The 15,073-nt window shown below is 71.3% G+C and carries 14 protein-coding genes; 9 read left to right on the top strand and 5 right to left on the bottom strand.

Annotation, left to right across the window (positions count from 1 at the left end):
• The first annotated feature begins 3 nt into the window (after positions 1-3).
• Together EDD26_RS01690 and EDD26_RS01685 are read left to right on the top strand one after the other, a co-directional pair.
• The gene (locus EDD26_RS01690; protein ID WP_148058668.1) at positions 4-1,155 is read left to right on the top strand and encodes an alpha/beta fold hydrolase; all 1,152 of its coding nucleotides are present in this window, start codon (positions 4-6) and stop codon (positions 1,153-1,155) included.
• 45 nt (positions 1,156-1,200) lie between these two features.
• Positions 1,201-2,667: an NAD-dependent succinate-semialdehyde dehydrogenase gene (locus EDD26_RS01685; RefSeq protein WP_123696128.1), complete on the top strand. Its 1,467-nt coding sequence runs from the start codon at positions 1,201-1,203 to the stop codon at positions 2,665-2,667.
• 46 nt (positions 2,668-2,713) lie between these two features.
• On the opposite strand, the gene EDD26_RS01680 is transcribed toward EDD26_RS01685, so the two are convergent.
• Positions 2,714-3,625 (bottom strand): NADP-dependent oxidoreductase, encoded by a 912-nt coding sequence (locus EDD26_RS01680; RefSeq protein WP_123696127.1) that lies wholly within the window; start codon positions 3,623-3,625, stop codon positions 2,714-2,716.
• Between the two features lie 26 nt (positions 3,626-3,651).
• The gene (locus EDD26_RS01675; protein ID WP_170165492.1) at positions 3,652-4,578 is read right to left on the bottom strand and encodes a LysR family transcriptional regulator; all 927 of its coding nucleotides are present in this window, start codon (positions 4,576-4,578) and stop codon (positions 3,652-3,654) included.
• Between the two features lie 78 nt (positions 4,579-4,656).
• On the opposite strand from EDD26_RS01675, the gene EDD26_RS01670 reads away from it, so the two are divergent.
• A complete protein-coding gene (locus EDD26_RS01670; protein ID WP_123696125.1) occupies positions 4,657-5,982 on the top strand; it encodes an MFS transporter in 1,326 nt (441 codons plus the stop codon).
• Between the two features lie 26 nt (positions 5,983-6,008).
• Entirely contained in the window at positions 6,009-6,932 is a 924-nt protein-coding gene (locus tag EDD26_RS01665; protein ID WP_123696124.1) for a carbon-nitrogen hydrolase family protein, read from the top strand.
• Positions 6,933-7,012: 80 nt separating this feature from the next.
• Here the strand turns inward: EDD26_RS01665 and EDD26_RS01660 are convergent, their stop codons facing one another.
• Both EDD26_RS01660 and EDD26_RS01655 read right to left on the bottom strand, forming a co-directional pair.
• On the bottom strand, positions 7,013-8,800 hold the full coding sequence (locus EDD26_RS01660; protein ID WP_123696123.1) for an ABC transporter ATP-binding protein: 1,788 nt from the start codon (positions 8,798-8,800) through the stop codon (positions 7,013-7,015).
• Between the two features lie 17 nt (positions 8,801-8,817).
• Positions 8,818-9,021, bottom strand: a complete 204-nt coding sequence (locus EDD26_RS01655; RefSeq protein ID WP_123696122.1) for a helix-turn-helix domain-containing protein — start codon at positions 9,019-9,021, stop codon at positions 8,818-8,820.
• A gap of 96 nt (positions 9,022-9,117) precedes the next feature.
• Between EDD26_RS01655 and EDD26_RS01650 the strand changes: the two genes are divergently transcribed.
• Genes EDD26_RS01650 through surE form a run of 5 tightly spaced genes read left to right on the top strand, consistent with a single transcriptional unit; the run spans position 9,118 to position 13,470 of the window.
• Complete coding sequence (locus tag EDD26_RS01650; protein ID WP_123696121.1) at positions 9,118-10,044, top strand: ABC transporter ATP-binding protein; 927 nt, start codon at positions 9,118-9,120, stop codon at positions 10,042-10,044.
• Positions 10,041-10,898, top strand: a complete 858-nt coding sequence (locus EDD26_RS01645; protein WP_123696120.1) for an ABC transporter permease — start codon at positions 10,041-10,043, stop codon at positions 10,896-10,898. Before EDD26_RS01650 ends, EDD26_RS01645 begins: the two co-directional genes overlap by 4 nt.
• Positions 10,895-11,719, top strand: coding sequence for an ABC transporter permease (locus tag EDD26_RS01640; RefSeq protein ID WP_123696119.1), 825 nt, complete (start codon positions 10,895-10,897; stop codon positions 11,717-11,719). Before EDD26_RS01645 ends, EDD26_RS01640 begins: the two co-directional genes overlap by 4 nt.
• A 48-nt stretch (positions 11,720-11,767) precedes the next feature.
• A complete protein-coding gene (locus EDD26_RS01635) occupies positions 11,768-12,697 on the top strand; it encodes a 1-phosphofructokinase family hexose kinase (protein WP_211333806.1) in 930 nt (309 codons plus the stop codon).
• On the top strand, positions 12,697-13,470 hold the full coding sequence (surE, locus tag EDD26_RS01630) for a 5'/3'-nucleotidase SurE (protein WP_170165491.1): 774 nt from the start codon (positions 12,697-12,699) through the stop codon (positions 13,468-13,470). Before EDD26_RS01635 ends, surE begins: the two co-directional genes overlap by 1 nt.
• A gap of 73 nt (positions 13,471-13,543) precedes the next feature.
• Here the strand turns inward: surE and EDD26_RS01625 are convergent, their stop codons facing one another.
• Positions 13,544-14,911 (bottom strand): MFS transporter, encoded by a 1,368-nt coding sequence (locus tag EDD26_RS01625; protein WP_123696118.1) that lies wholly within the window; start codon positions 14,909-14,911, stop codon positions 13,544-13,546.
• Positions 14,912-15,073: the final 162 nt, after the last annotated feature.

Here is a 15,073-nt window from a genome sequence, read left to right as displayed (position 1 = left end):
TCCATGAGCAGGGGAGCCGATGTGTCGTTCGCGCTCGTCGACGACCGCGGCCCGCAGCGACTCCGCCTCCGCGACGGCAAGATCACCGCGGCGGAGCGTTCGGACTTCGCGGTCCGCCTCGGTGATGCGGAGTGGGCCCAGCTCCTCGACGCCGCGCCGCACGCAGGAGCCCATCACGTCCTGCCCATGCTGCGCGACGGCCGTGCGACGCTCTCGGGAGATGAGCTCGCGTTCTCGCAGCACCTGCAGCTGCTGCGCCGTCTCATCGAGGCGCTCCGACAGGCGCCGGCCGCGTCGGCCCCGTCGGCGCCGACGCGGCGACCGCTCACGATGCGCGGCGAGTACGTCCGGGTCGACGGGCCGCTCGGGACATCCGACGTCTACGTTGAGCGCGCGGGCACCGGTCCGCAGCTGCTGTGCCTCGCGACAGCCGGCAGCGACTCCAGTCAGTTCCACGGCCTCATCACCGACACCGACCTCAGTGATCGGTTCGAGCTCGTCGCCGTCGACCTGCCGTGGCACGGGAAGTCGACGCCCGTACCCGGCGTCGATCCCGTCGAGTACCGGCTGGACCCCGGCGCCTACACCGCTCTCATCGTCGCAATCGCGGATGCCACGGCGCTCGTCGGGCCGATCCTGCTCGGCCCGTCGATGGCGGGCGCCGCCGTGGTGCGGGCCATCGCGACCCACCCCGAGCGATTCGCCGGCGCGGTCTCCTGTCAGGCGGGGCCGCGGGTGACCGGCCGCAGCACGCCCGCGCTGCGATCAGCGGTCATCAACCAGGCCCTGCATGTGCCTGAATGGACGTATGGGCTGATGAACCCGGCATCGCCGCTCGAGCACCGCGACCGCGTCTGGTGGGGCTACTCGAGCGGCGGCTACGGCGCCTACGACGCAGACATCGCCGGCTACCAGCAGTGGGACCTCGCCGAGGTCGAGCACCTGCTCACTCTCGACAGCCCGCACATCGCCGTGCTCTCGGGGGCGTATGACACCAGCGTGCCGCCCAGCGCGTCGCGGGAGCTCGCAGGCCGCATCCCGAACGCCTCGTTCGAGCTGATGCCCGACCTCGGGCACTTCCCCCACGCGGAGCACCCAGCACGCTTCGCTCACTATCTTGAGGGTGCGCTCGCGCGCATCCTCTCGGCGCCCTGACGCCCCCTTTCGTATACGATTATCCAACCGACGAAGGAGTCATCCATGACCATCACTGAGACCCATGTCCTCGACGGCGTCCGCGGCCAGCTGTTCATCGGTGGCGAGTGGATCGATGGGGAGCAGGGCACGATCGAGGTGCGCGATCCGGCGACCGGGGAGGTGCTGAAGCAGATCGCGGACGGCTCGGTCGACGACGGGGTGCGGGCGCTGGATGCTGCGGTGGATGCGCAGGAGTCGTGGGGCCGGACTCCGGCGCGGGTGCGGGGGGAGATCCTGCGGAAGGCGTTCGATCTGCTGCAGGAGCGGAAGGAGGAGTTCGCGCTCCTCATGACGCTCGAGATGGGCAAGCCGCTCGCCGAGGCGCGCGGCGAGGTCGCGTACGGGGGCGAGTTCCTGCGCTGGTTCTCGGAGGAGGCGGTCCGGATCGATGGCCGCTACACGATGACGCCGGAGGGCACCGGGCAGATGATCGTCACCCACCGGCCGGTCGGTCCGTGCTTCCTCATCACCCCGTGGAACTTCCCGCTCGCGATGGCGACGCGGAAGCTCGGGCCGGCGCTCGCGGCCGGCTGCACCGCGGTCGTGAAGCCCGCGACCCTCACGCCGCTGACGACGCTCGCGCTCGTGGCGCTGCTGGAGGAGGCGGGGCTGCCGAAGGGTGTCGTGAACGTCATCACGACCAAGTCCACCGGCGCCCTCTCGGAGCGGCTGCTCGCCGACCCGCGCCTCCGGAAGGTGTCGTTCACCGGGTCCACGCCGGTGGGCGTGCAGCTGCTGAAGCTGGCGGCCGACAACGTGCTGAAGGCGTCGATGGAGCTGGGCGGGAACGCCCCGTTCGTGGTGTTCGAGGACGCTGACCTGGACAAGGCGGTGGAGGGGGCGCTGCTGGCGAAGTTCCGCAACATCGGGCAGGCGTGCACGGCCGCGAACCGGTTCATCGTGCACGAGTCCGTCGCGGACGAGTTCTCGAAGCGGATCGGTGAGGCGGTCAAGGGCATGAAGATCGGCCGCGGCACCGAGGAGGGCGTGCAGATCGGCCCGCTGGTGGAGGACAAGGCCGTCGACAACGCCGTCCGGCTGGTCGATGGGGCGGTCGCCGACGGGGCGACGCTCGTCACCGGCGGGAAGGCGATCGACGGGCCGGGCTCGTTCTTCCAGCCGACCGTGCTCGACGACGTCACGGCCGAGATGGCGGTGTCGATCGAGGAGATCTTCGGCCCCGTGGTGGCGATCCAGCGGTTCGCGACCGAGGACGACGCGGTGCGGCTCGCGAACGCGACCGAGTACGGGCTCGTCGGCTACGTGTTCACCGAGGACACCAAGCGCGGCCAGCGGATGATCGACCGCATCGACACGGGCATGATGGGCCTCAACGTCGGCGTCGTCTCCAACGCCGCCGGGCCGTTCGGTGGGGTGAAGCAGTCCGGGCTCGGCCGTGAGGGCGGCGCCGAGGGCATCCACGAGTACCTCGAGACGAAGTACACCCTCATGCCCAACCCCTTCGCCTGAGCATCCTCGTCGAGGGCCCGTGTCCGACTCCGGTCGGCGCGGGCCCTCAGCGCATGAGGTCGAGGACCAGCTTGCCGCGCGCGTGCCCCTCCATGAGCTGCCGGTACGCGTCGCGGAACCGCTCGAGCGGATACCGCACCTCGATCGGGACGAGCAGCGCACCGGCGGCGGCCAGCGCCGCGAGCTCGTCCAGCGCGCCGGTCCGCGCCAGGTCGGTCGCGACGCCTGCCGCGCCGTGGGCGCCCTTCACTGCGATCGCGATGCAGCGCTCGATCGGCACGCCCGCCTCGAGCCCCGCGGCGACGCCCGCCCCGTCGGCGCAGTCGAAGCACGCGTCGACCGGCAGCATCCCGAGCAGCCGCTCGGCAAGACCCTCGCCGTAGGCGACCGGCTCGACTCCGAGTCGGCGCAGCATGTCATGGTTCCGCTCGCTCGCCGAGCCGATCACGCGTGCGCCCTTGCGCTCGGCGAGCTGCACCGCGAGCTGACCGACCCCGCCTGCAGCACCGTGCACGAAGAGGGTGTCTCCCTGGCGCTCGACGAGCCGCCCGACCGCATCCCACGCAGTGCGGCCGGCGACGACGAGGCTCGCGGCGACGCCGGCGTCGAGGCCGTCCGGGATGCGTGCGAGCCGCTCGGCGTCGGGATCGACGACGGTCCAGTCCTGCAGCGCCCGCGTGCGTGCCGAGCCGAAGACGCGGTCGCCCACGGCCCATCCGCGCACATCGTCGCCGACCTCGTCGATCGTGCCGGCGATGTCGTTGCCGACGCCCAGCGGCGGCTCGAGGCCACGCGTGGTCGCCGCCGGGCCGCCGCCGAAGATCTTCCAGTCGACCGGGTTGAGGGCTGCCGCCTCGACGCGGATGCGTACCTCGCCGGCGCCCGCGTGCGGCTCGTCCACCTCGCGCAGCTCGAGCACCTCCGGGCCGCCGAAGCGGTCGTGCATCACGCGTCGCATGCGGGTCACGCTACCCGGCGCGAGGGTCAGGGCGTCTCGGCGAAGCGCTGCAGAACGCCTCGGAGCCAGGTGTTCTCGGCTGAGCCGTCGGCGCGCGTGCTCCAGATCGCAGAGACCGAGAAGCGAGGCGAGTCGATGGGCACCGGGCTCGTGCTGAGCCCGGTCATCGCCGCGAGCGCTCGCGCGGCGTGCTCGGGCACCGTCGCGACGGCGGGCACGCCCTGCAGCAGCGCGCCCAGGCCGGCGAAGTGGCTGATCGTGCAGAGCGTCCGACGGGTGAACCCCAAGGCTGCCATGCGCTCGTCGACCCAGCCGCGCTGCAGGTCGAAGGAGACCCGCACGTGCTGCGCCTGCAGGTACACCGCTCTCGAGAGCGGCTGAGGGCAACCGAGCGCCTGCTCGTCGTACAAGCAGAGGTAGCTTCCCGACAGCAGCGGCTCCGACTGGTAGCTCGCGGCCTGCGGCTCAGGCCGAGTGCCGCACACCACGATGTCGATCCGCGGATCAGCGAGCGTCTCGCGCCACACGGTGCTGTTGGTCTGATGGATCGCGAACTGCACGCTCCAGCCCTCGGCGAGCTTGCGTGCCATGAGCCACGGAGCGAGCACGAGCTCAAGGTCGTCGGACATCGCGAGGTGGAAGATCCGAGTGGTGCGCTTCGGGTCGAAGGCGACGTCGTCGAAGATGAGATCGACGATCGAAGACAGGGTCGGCGCGACGCGCGCCGAGATCGCGAGCGCCTTGGGGGTGGGCGTCATCCCGTCGCGCGTGCGGACGAAGAGCGGATCGTCGAACAGCGTCCGCAGGCGAGCGAGCGATGCGCTCACCGCGCTCTGGCTGAGGTTGAGCTTGAGCGCGGCGCGCGTGACGTGGCGTTCCTGGCAGAGCACCTGGAACACCACGAGCAGGTTGAGGTCTATGCGACGCAGATCGACAGTGTTGATAGTCCCCATGATACCCATCGATGAGACAGGACGGTATGACCGTATGACGATACTCTGATCGTCCGCGCAGTGGACAAGGGAGATCACATGCCGTCATCCATCACCGACCCGACGGTCGGGCAGCACCAGCCGCGCCAGCTCACGAAGGACGACCGCCGCAAGCGCCTGCTCGCCGTCGGCATCGGCAACTTCATGGAGTGGTTCGACTTCGCCATCTACGGCTACTTCGCCGCCATCATCGGCGCGCAGTTCTTCCCCTCCGGTGACCCGACCGCGGAGATGCTGTCGGCACTCGCGGTCTTCGCCGTCGGCTTCCTGTCGCGGCCCATCGGTGCCCTGTTCCTCGGGCCGATCGGCGACCGTCTCGGCCGGCGGGCGGTGCTCATCATCACCGTCATGGGCATGGGCATCATCACCGCGCTCATCGGTGTCGTGCCCTCCTACGCCGCCATCGGTATCGCCGCTCCGATCGTCGTCGTGGTGCTCCGCCTGCTGCAGGGCATGATGGTCGGCGGCGAGTGGACGAGCGCGGCCGCCTACATCGGCGAGAGCGCGCCTGCGGACAAGCGCGGGCTCTATGCGAGCATCATCACGGCGACCGCCGGGCTGGCATTCCTCGTCGGCACGCTCACGGCCGTCATCCTGACCGCGAGCATGGACTCGGAGTCGCTGGCCGCGTGGGGCTGGCGCGTGCCGTTCATCGCGTCCTTCCTGATGGCAGTCGTCGCCGTCTACATCCGCCGGAAGCTCGAGGACACTCCTGTGTTCGAGGAGGTCGAGCGCAAGCGCAAGGCCAACGAGATCGAGTACACGTCGCGCGCCGACAAGGCGAAGGCATTCGTGATGACGCTCGCGTTCGCAGGCATCTTCGGCGTCTCGCTCTACTACCTCGTCACGTACGCCAACAACCACCTCACCGGCGCCGTCGGCATGGCGCGCTTCGACGCACTGTGGGCGACCGCCATCGTGATGGTGATCTACGTGGGCTTCAACCCGCTCATGGGCATGGCGGCCGACCGGTGGGGGCGCAAGCCCGTCAACCATGCCGGCATCATCGGGCTGATCGTGTGGGCCGTCCCCGCGTTCATGCTCATGAACACCGGCAACCCGCTGCTCGTGATCGTCGGCCTGGTGCCGTTCGCGCTGTTCGTCGCGGCCACCGCCGTCACGAACAACGTGCTGCTGGTCGAGGTGTTCCCCGCGTCCGTCCGCTCGACCGGCTCGGCGATCGGCTACAACGTCGCGTACGCGGTGCTCGCGGGGCCCGGCCCGCTCATCGCGGCGGCGCTCGTCGCTGGCACCGGCTTGCTCGTCTCGCCCGCCTTCTACGTGATCGCCGTCGGGATCGTCGCCCTGGTCGTCCTGTGGCCGATGCTGCCGGAGACCAAGGGCCGCGACATCTCGCGCGGCTGACGATCGACGAGGACAGGAGCAGCACGATGTACAAGGTCGCAGTGGTCCAGGCGGCGTCTGTGCCGTTCGACGCGGACGCCGCCACGCGCCGGGCGGAGGAGCTGATCGCCGAGGTGGCGGCAAGCGGCGCGGAGCTCGCCGTCTTCCCGGAGGCGTTCATCGGCGGCTACCCGAAGGGCACGTCGTTCGGCACCGCGATCGGCGTCCGCACCGAGGGCGGGCGCCGTGAGTACGAGCGCTACGTGCGCGGCGCCGTGGCGCTCGACGGCCCCGAGGTCGCCCGACTGGTGCAGGCGTCGTCCGACCACGGCGTGCATCTCGTCATGAGCGTCATCGAGCTGCTCGGCCGCACGCTCTACTGCACGGCCGTCATGATCGCGCCGGGCGAGGGCGTCGTGGGCAAGCACCGCAAGCTCATGCCCACCGCTACGGAGCGGCTCGTGTGGGGCTTCGGCGACGGGTCGACGCTCGACACGATGGAGACGCCCGGAGGGCGCGTCGGCACCGTCATCTGCTGGGAGAACTACATGCCGCTGCTGCGGCAGGCGATGTACGCGAAGGGGGTGCAGATCTACTGCGCGCCCACTGCCGACGACCGGCCGAGCTGGCAGTCGACGATGCAGCACATCGCGATCGAGGGGCGCACGTTCGTGCTCTCCAGCTGCCAGGTGGTCACCCGCGACGCCTTCCCCGACGATCACCCCGTCGAGCACGAGCTGCCGGGCGGCGACATCCTGATGCGCGGCGGCAGCGTCATCATCGACCCTTCCGGTGCCGTGCTCGCCGGGCCGGTGTTCGATGAGGAGGCGATCCTCTACGCCGAGCTCGACCCGAGTGCCAAGACGCGGTCGCACCTGGACTTCGACGCGGTCGGGCACTACGCCCGCCCCGACGTCTTCACGCTCAGCGTCAATGAGGCCGCGGCGACCTCGGTCCGCTTCACCTCGTAGCCGATCCGAGCGCCGACCGCACGCATGCCGGCGGTCGGCGCTCGTTCGCGTCGAACCGGCGCCACGTGCGCCGAACCGCGTCAGGCTGCGGGCGCCAGCAGCTGGTGCGCCGCGAGCTCGCGGTACAGCGGCGACGCGTCGAGCAGCTCGTCGTGCGTGCCGCGCGCGAGCACGCGACCGCCGTCGAGCACGACGATCTGGTCGGCGTCGACGACCGTCGCGAGTCGATGCGCGATGACGAGCGTCGTGCGGCCCTCGCTCGCCACGTCGAGCGCCGCCTTGAGCGACGCCTCGTTGCGGGCGTCGAGGTTGGCGGTCGACTCGTCGAGCAGCAGGATCGGCGTGGCCGCGAGCAGCGCGCGGGCGATCGCGAGCCGCTGCCGCTCGCCGCCGGAGAGCAGCACGCCGCCCTCGCCGACCTCGGCGTCGAGCCCGGCGCTCGCGCGCCGCACGAGGTCGCCCAGGTTGACCGCCTCGAGCGCGTCGAGCAGCTCCGCGTCGGTCGCGTCCGGGGCGCCGAGCCGCAGGTTGTCGCGCAGCGATCCGGCGAGCACGGGGGCGTCCTGCTCGACGTAGCCGATGCGCGCGCGCAGCGAGTCGCGGTCGACGTCGCGCACGTCCGCGCCGCCGATCCGCACGCTGCCGGCGGTCGCGTCGTAGAAGCGCTCGATGAGCGCGAAGGTCGTCGACTTGCCGGCGCCGGATGGGCCGACGAGCGCGGTGCGCGTGCCGGCGGGCACCGAGAACGAGACGCCCTCGAGCACGACGCGCGGCTCGTCGGCGGCGGGGTAGGCGAACGTGACGTCCTCGAGGGCGACCATTGGCGCATCCGCGCGCGGCACGAGCGGCGCCGAGGCGTCGGCATCCGTCTCGCTCGGCAGCCGCACGATCTCCTGGATGCGGCCGAGCGCGCCGAGCGCGACGCTCACGGCCGAGATCGCCCCGGCCAGCTGGCCGAGCGGCATGATCATGAGGAAGAGGAACAGCAGGAAGCCGACGAGCTGGGCGATGCCGATCTCGCCCGTGGCCACGCGCAGGCCGCCGACGCCGAGCACGACGAGGAACGCGAGCTGCATCGCGACGCCGAAGATCGGCACGACGAGCGCTGAGATGCGCGCGACCCGCACGCCTGCGTCGAAGGCGCCGCTCGCGCGCTCGCCGATCGCGGCGGCCTCGCGGTCGGTGGCGCCGGCGGCGCGCACGGTGCGCACGGCGCTGATCGCGCGCTCGAGCGCGCTCGTGAGGTGCCCCACCTGCTCCTGTGCCTTGCCCGACGCGCGGGTGAGCAGGGGCATGACGGCGAGCATCGCCGCGATCGCGACGGCCAGCACGAGCACTGTGAGGCCGAGGAGCAGCGGGTCGATGACGAGCATCGCGATGACCGCGCCGATGAGCGTCAGCAGCCCGCCGATCGACTCCACGAGTCCCTGCGTGAGCACGGCGCGCAGCAGCGTCGTGTCGCTGCCGACGCGGCTCACGAGGTCGCCGATGCGCCGCGCGTCGAACTCCGCGATCGGCAGTCGCAGCATCCGCTCGACGAGTGTGCGCCGCGTGCGCAGCACCACGTGCTCGCCGAGCACCTGCAGCAGGAAGTGCTGGAAGCCGTCGAGCAGCGCGCCCACGACGACGATGACGAGCAGCACCGCGGGCAGCCACTCGAGCGGCCGCGACTGCTCGACGCGCGCGATGAGCTCCTGCGCGAGCGCCGGCTGCGCGAGCGCGAACCCGGCGCCGACGACCGACAGCACGATCGCGCCGACGAGCAGCCCCTTCTTCGGGAAGAGGTAGGGCAGCAGCTCGCGCACCGACGCGCGCGGCCCGTCGTCGTCGCGCCGCCGCCGGCCGAACATCCCTCGTCGCTCGCTCATGTGCCGCGCTGTCCCGTCTACCGCTTGCCGTGCTTCTTGTGCACCGCCTGGCGCGTGACGCCGAGCGCGTCGGCGATGGCCTGCCAGGGGAACCCCTCCATTCTTGCGCGTCGGACGAGCGCCGACTCCGCGCGCTCGATCTCGCGCCGCGCGGCGGCGGACTCGGAGAGCAGCTCGAGCACGCCCAGCGGCTGCTCCGACGATGCGGTGATGCGGTCCATGTGTCAATGATGGTTGACACGGCAGAGGGATGTCAACCCGGGTTGACGAGGACGCAGGATGCCGCGCGTGGGCGGCACGGTCTAGCGTTGGGTCTCGTGCCAGCACCAGTGATCGAGGCCAAGGGCCTGCGCAAGGAGTACGGCGACTTCACCGCTGTCGACGGCATCGACTTCGCGATCGAGGCGGGCGAGGCCTTCGGGTTCCTCGGCCCCAACGGCGCCGGCAAGTCGACCACGATGCGGATGATCGCGGCCACGTCGACCAGGACGTCCGGCGACCTGCAGGTGCTCGGCTTCGACCCCGAGAGCCACGGTCCCGAGATCCGCGCGCAGCTCGGCATCGTGCCGCAGGCCGACCAGCTCGACGAGGAGCTGCGGGTGGTCGACAACCTCATCGTCTACGGCCGCTACTTCGGGCTGCCGTTGCCCTATGTGAAGCGCCGGGCCGAGGAGCTGCTCGAGTTCGCGCAGCTCACCGAGAAGCGCAAGGCCCGCGTCGACGGGCTCTCCGGCGGCATGAAGCGCCGCCTGACCATCGCGCGCGGCCTCATCAACAGCCCGAAGGCGATGCTGCTCGACGAGCCGACGACGGGGCTCGACCCGCAGGCCAGGCATGTGCTGTGGGACCGTCTCTTCCGGCTGAAGGAGGAGGGCACGACGCTCGTGCTCACCACGCACTACATGGACGAGGCCGAGCAGCTGTGCGACCGGCTCGTCGTGGTCGACAAGGGCGCGATCGTCGCGGAGGGCAGCCCGTCGTCGCTCATCCGGCAGTACTCCACGCGCGAGGTGCTCGAGGTCCGCTTCGGCTCGAGCCGCAACGCCGAGGCCGCGGAGCGCATCGAGGGCATCGGCTCGCGCATCGAGGTGCTGCCCGACCGCGTGCTCGTCTACGACGACGACGGCGAGGCCGCGATGGCGGCCGTGCACGCCCGCGGCCTGCAGCCGGTCACGAGCCTCGTGCGCCGCTCGAGCCTCGAGGACGTCTTCCTGCGCCTCACCGGACGGTCGCTGGTCGAATGAGCGGCACCGTCGTCGATGGCGGCCTGGCTGCGGCCGGGCGGGTCGACCACGCCGCCGTCGCGCGATCGTCGCGCGCGTGGGGGTGGTGGTTCGTCGCCGAGCACCGCATCCGCGCCATGCGGTCGTACGTCGCCTCCGCGGTGATCATCGGCCTCGGATCGCCGTTCCTCTTCCTCATCGGCCTCGGCGTGGGGCTCGGCCTGCTCGTCGACGCGAACCAGGGGTCGCAGGGCGTCGACGGCGTGCCCTACCTCGTGTTCCTCGCCCCCGCGCTCGCGATGGCCGGCGCGATGCAGACGTCGTCGCAGGAGAACACCTACGGCGTCTTCGGCGGCTTCAAGTGGTTCCCGATGTTCTTCGCCATGAACGGCACGCCCATCGGTCCCGCCCACATCGTGCTGGGGTTCCAGGTGGCTGTGCTCGTGCGGGTGCTCGTCTCGCTCGTCGCCTTCGTGCTCGTGATGATGCTCTTCGGCATCGGCGACCCGCTCGGCGCGCTGCTGCTCCTGCCGATCGGCCTGCTGATGGCGACGGCCGTCGGCTTCGCCGTGATGTCGTGGGTCTCGACGCAGACGGAGGATCGCGGGCAGCTGTCGTTCATCGAGCGGTTCGTCGTCGTGCCGCTCACGCTCTTCTCGGGCACCTACTTCCCGCTCGAGACGCTGCCGGCGTTCCTGCAGTGGATCGGCTGGATCTCGCCGCTCTGGCACGCGGCCGAGCTCGGCCGCGCCGCGCTCTACGGCGCGCCGCTGCCCGCCGTGATGCTGCTCGTGCACGTCGGCTACCTCGTGCTGCTCGCGGCCGTCACGTGTGCGCTCTCCATCCGCACCTTCCGAAAGAGGCTCGACAAGTGACCGAGCAGCTGCTCGAGGCGCCAGCGCCCGCCATCCGCGGCCCGCTGCGCGGCCTCTACGCCGGCAACACCCGCTCCGTCGTGGCCCGCGGGCTGCAGGTGATCGCGCGCAACAACTGGCTCATCGTCGTCACCGGCTTCTTCGAGCCCGTCTTCTACCTGCTGTCGATGGGCATCGGCTTAGGCGCGCTCATCGGCACCGTCGACTTCTACGGCGTCGACGTGCCCTACGCGGCGTACATCGCGCCCGCGCTCATGGCCGTGAGCGCCATGAACGGCGCGGTCTACGACTCCACGATGAACGTCTTCTTCAAGATGAACTTCGCGAAGCTCTACCAGCAGATGCTCTCGACGTCGCTCGGCCCGCTCGACGTCGCGCTCGGCGAGATCCTGCTCGCGCTGTTCCGCGGGCTGCTGTACGCGTGCGGGTTCATGCTCGTGACGACGCTCATGGGGCTCAACCTGTCGTGGACGGCCGTGCTCGCGATCCCGGCCGCGCTCATCATCGCGTTCGGCTTCGCCTCGTTCGGCATGGCGGTGACGAGCTACATGAAGACGTTCCAGCACCTCGACTACGTCTACTTCGTGATGATGCCGATGTTCCTGCTCTCGGCCACGTTCTTCCCCATCGAGGTCTACCCGCAGGGCGTGCAGTGGATCATCCAGGCGATGCCGCTGTGGCACGGCGTCGACATGGTGCGGCAGCTCACGACGGGCCTCATCCAGCCCTCGATCCTGCTGCACCTGCTCTACTTCGCGGTCATGATCGTCTTCGGGCTCTGGTTCACGACCGCGCGACTGAAGGCGCTCTTCCTCCGCTGAGCCGCCCCGCTCCGGACGCGTCCAGGCTCGCTCCCTAGGGTTGCGGGCATGGCTCGCGTGCTGATCTTCGCCCCCGCTCCGACGCTCACCGTCACGATCGAGGACCTCCGCGGAGAGGCGGACGTCCACGTGCACGTCGGCGGCCAGGGCGTCTGGCAGGCGCGGATGCTGACGGCGCTCGGCCTCGACGTGGTGCTGACGTGCTCGGTGACGGGCGAGGTGGGCGGCGTCGTCCGGCACCTGCTCGACGACGAGGGCTTCGAGGTCGTCGCGATCGAGCGCGAGGGCATCAGCCCGGCGTACGTCCACGACCGCCGCGGCGGCGAGCGGATCGCGGTCGTCGAGGAGGACGGCGAGGTCCTCGAGCGCCACGCGCTCGACGACCTCTACTCGGCGACGCTCCGCGAGGCGGCGCGCGCCGACCTCGTCGTCCTCTCCGGCCCCGACGGCGACGACGTGCTCGAGCACGACGTCTACCGCCGCCTCGCGAGCGACGTGCGCGCGCTCGGGAGGCCCGTGCTCGTCGACCTCGCCGGTCCCCGGCTGGAGGCGGCGCTCGAGGGCGGCGTCGACGTGCTCAAGGTCAGCCACGAGGAGCTCGTCGCCGACGGCCGCGTCGAGGACGGCGACGACGAGGCGCAGCTCGTCGCGGCGGCGCGCGAGCTGCACGAGTCGGGCATCGGCCTGGTCGCGGTGACGCGCGCGGACGCCGGCTCCGTCGTGGTCGGCGACGACGGCGCGTGGCGCGTGTCGGCGCCGCAGCTCGAGCCGGTCGAGACGCGCGGCGCGGGCGACTCGTACGCCGCGGGCGTCGCGTCGGTGCTCGCCGGCGGCGGCGCGCACGACGCGGCGATCCGGATGGGCGCGGCGGCGGGGGCGGTCAACGCGACCCGTCGCGGGCTCGGCACGGGCGAGGCCGAGGCGATCCGCGCGATCGCGGAGCAGGTGCAGCTGGACGACATCGAGGAGGACGACTGATGCGGGCACTCATCACGAACGACGACGGCATCGACTCGCCGGGCCTCGCCGCGCTCGCGCGCGCGGCGGCCGATGCGGGGCTCGAGGTGGTGATCGCGGCGCCCGCCCACGAGCACTCGGGCGCGAGCGCGTCGATCATCGCCACCCAGGGCACGGCGGTGACGGCCGCCGGCGGCAAGGGCACGGTGCGCTCGGAGCGCCGCACGATCCCCGGGCACGAGGGCCAGGCCTACGCGGTGCACGCGGCGCCCGCGCTCATCGTGCTGCTCGCGCTGCACGGCTCGTTCGGGCCGGTGCCCGACGTCGTGCTGAGCGGCATCAACCGGGGCGCCAACGTCGGCACGGCCATCCTGCACTCCGGCACGGTCGGTGCGGCGCTCACCGCGGGGCAGGGCGGCGTCCGCGCGCTCGCGGTGTCGCTCGACGTGGGGCTGCGCGAGGGAGGTGGCGAGCACTGGGAGACGGCGGCGGCGCTGACCGCCCGTGCGCTGCCGGCGCTCCTCGACGCGCCCGCGGGTGCGGTGCACAACCTCAACGTCCCGGACGTCGCCGACGCCGAGGCGGTCGAGCTCACGACCGCGCCGCTCGCCCCGTTCGGCATCGTGCAGACCACGATGACCGAGATCGACGGCGACGAGGTGCGCCTCTCGATCCGGCAGCATGCCGCGGCATCCGCGCCCGGCACCGACATGGAGCGGCTCGCCGCCGGCGTCGCGACCGTGACGGCCGTGCGGGCGCTCGCGGCCTCGGGGGCTGAGACGACACCGCGCTGAGACGACACCGCGCTGAGACGACAGCGGGGCCGCGCCCAGCGGCGCGGCCCCGACGTCGGTCAGCGAGCGTCGATCACGGCTCCTCGGCCGCGATCACGACCGAGCTGTTCTCGACGTACTCCTGGTCGCGCGTCTCCTTCGTCAGCAGCAGCGCGACGAAGGTGATCGCGCCGGCCGCCGCGAGGTAGAGGCCCACGAGCAGCGTCGAGCCACCCGCGGCGCGCCACAGCGCCACGGCGATGAACGGCGCGAGCGCCGCGCCGAGGATCGACGAGAAGTTGTACGCGATCGCCGAGCCGGTGTAGCGCACGTTGCTCGGGAAGAGCTCCGGCAGGAACGCCGCCATCGGGCCGAACGTGAGGCCCATCAGCGAGAAGCCGAGCACCAGCATGGCCATCGTGCCGACGAAGCCGGACGAGAACAGCGGCACCCACAGCAGGCCGAAGACGACGATGCCGAGCGTGACCGCGCCGAGCATCTTGCGGCGGCCGAAGCGCTCCGCGAGCGGGCCGGCGACGAGCGTGAAGACGCCGAAGAAGACGACACCGGCGATGAGCATCCACAGGAAGTCGATGCGCGCGTAGCCGAGCCCCGGCACCGGCGCGTCGCTGGGGGAGGTGCCGTAGGTGAGCGTGAACGCGGTCATCAGGTAGAAGAGCACGTAGGTCGCGAGCATGATGAACGTGCCCTGCAGCAGCTGCACGCCGTTGCGGCGGAACACCCGGGCGAGGGGCAGCTTCACGACCTCGTTGCGCTCGACGACGCGCGTGAACGCGGGGGTCTCGAGCAGCGACAGGCGCACCCACAGGCCGACGAAGAGCAGCACCGCGGAGGCGAGGAACGGCACGCGCCAGCCCCACTCCTGGAACGCCTCGGGGCTCATCGTGTAGCTGATGATGATGAAGGTGACGTTGGCGAGGATGAAGCCGATCGGCGCACCGAGCTGCGGGAAGGTGCCCCAGATGGCGCGCTTGCCGGCAGGCGCGTTCTCGGTGGCGAGCAGCGCGGCGCCCGACCACTCGCCGCCGAGGCCGAGGCCCTGGGAGAAGCGCAGCAGCGCGAGCAGCGCCGGCGCCGCGATCTCCCAGCCGGGTGTGAGCGCGGTCGGCAGGAGGCCGATGAGGACGGTCGCGACGCCCATGGTGAGCAGCGACGCCACCAGGGTCGCCTTGCGGCCGATCCGGTCGCCGAAGTGGCCGAACAGGATCGAGCCGATCGGTCGGGCGATGAAGGCGACGCCGAACACCGCGAACGACGACAGCAGCTGCGCGGTCGGGTCGTCGGCCGGGAAGAAGAGCGCCGGGAAGACGAGCACGGCGGCGGTCGCGTACGCGTAGAAGTCGTAGAACTCGATCGACGTGCCGATGAGGCTCGCGAGGATGACGCGGCGCGGGGTGTTGGCCTTGCCCGTCGGCTTTGCTGCGGTGGTGGGGGTGGACATGGTGCTCCGAGGATAGGAAGGTCTGCGCGCACCCGTCGCCGGTGTGGGGCCCGGGTGCTCGGCGCGCTCGTGGCGCACCGGCCGTCGAGGGAGCGACATCGGTCCCGGTTGGCGGCGATCCAGCCTAGCGACCGGCCGCATGCCCTCGACGCCGCGAGCGCG

This window comes from Agrococcus jenensis, from assembly GCF_003752465.1.
In the GTDB taxonomy this organism is placed as follows: Bacteria; Actinomycetota; Actinomycetes; order Actinomycetales; family Microbacteriaceae; genus Agrococcus; species Agrococcus jenensis.
The sequence above is the reverse complement of the archived record's forward strand: the minus strand, read 5'-3'. Positions and strand labels throughout refer to the sequence as shown.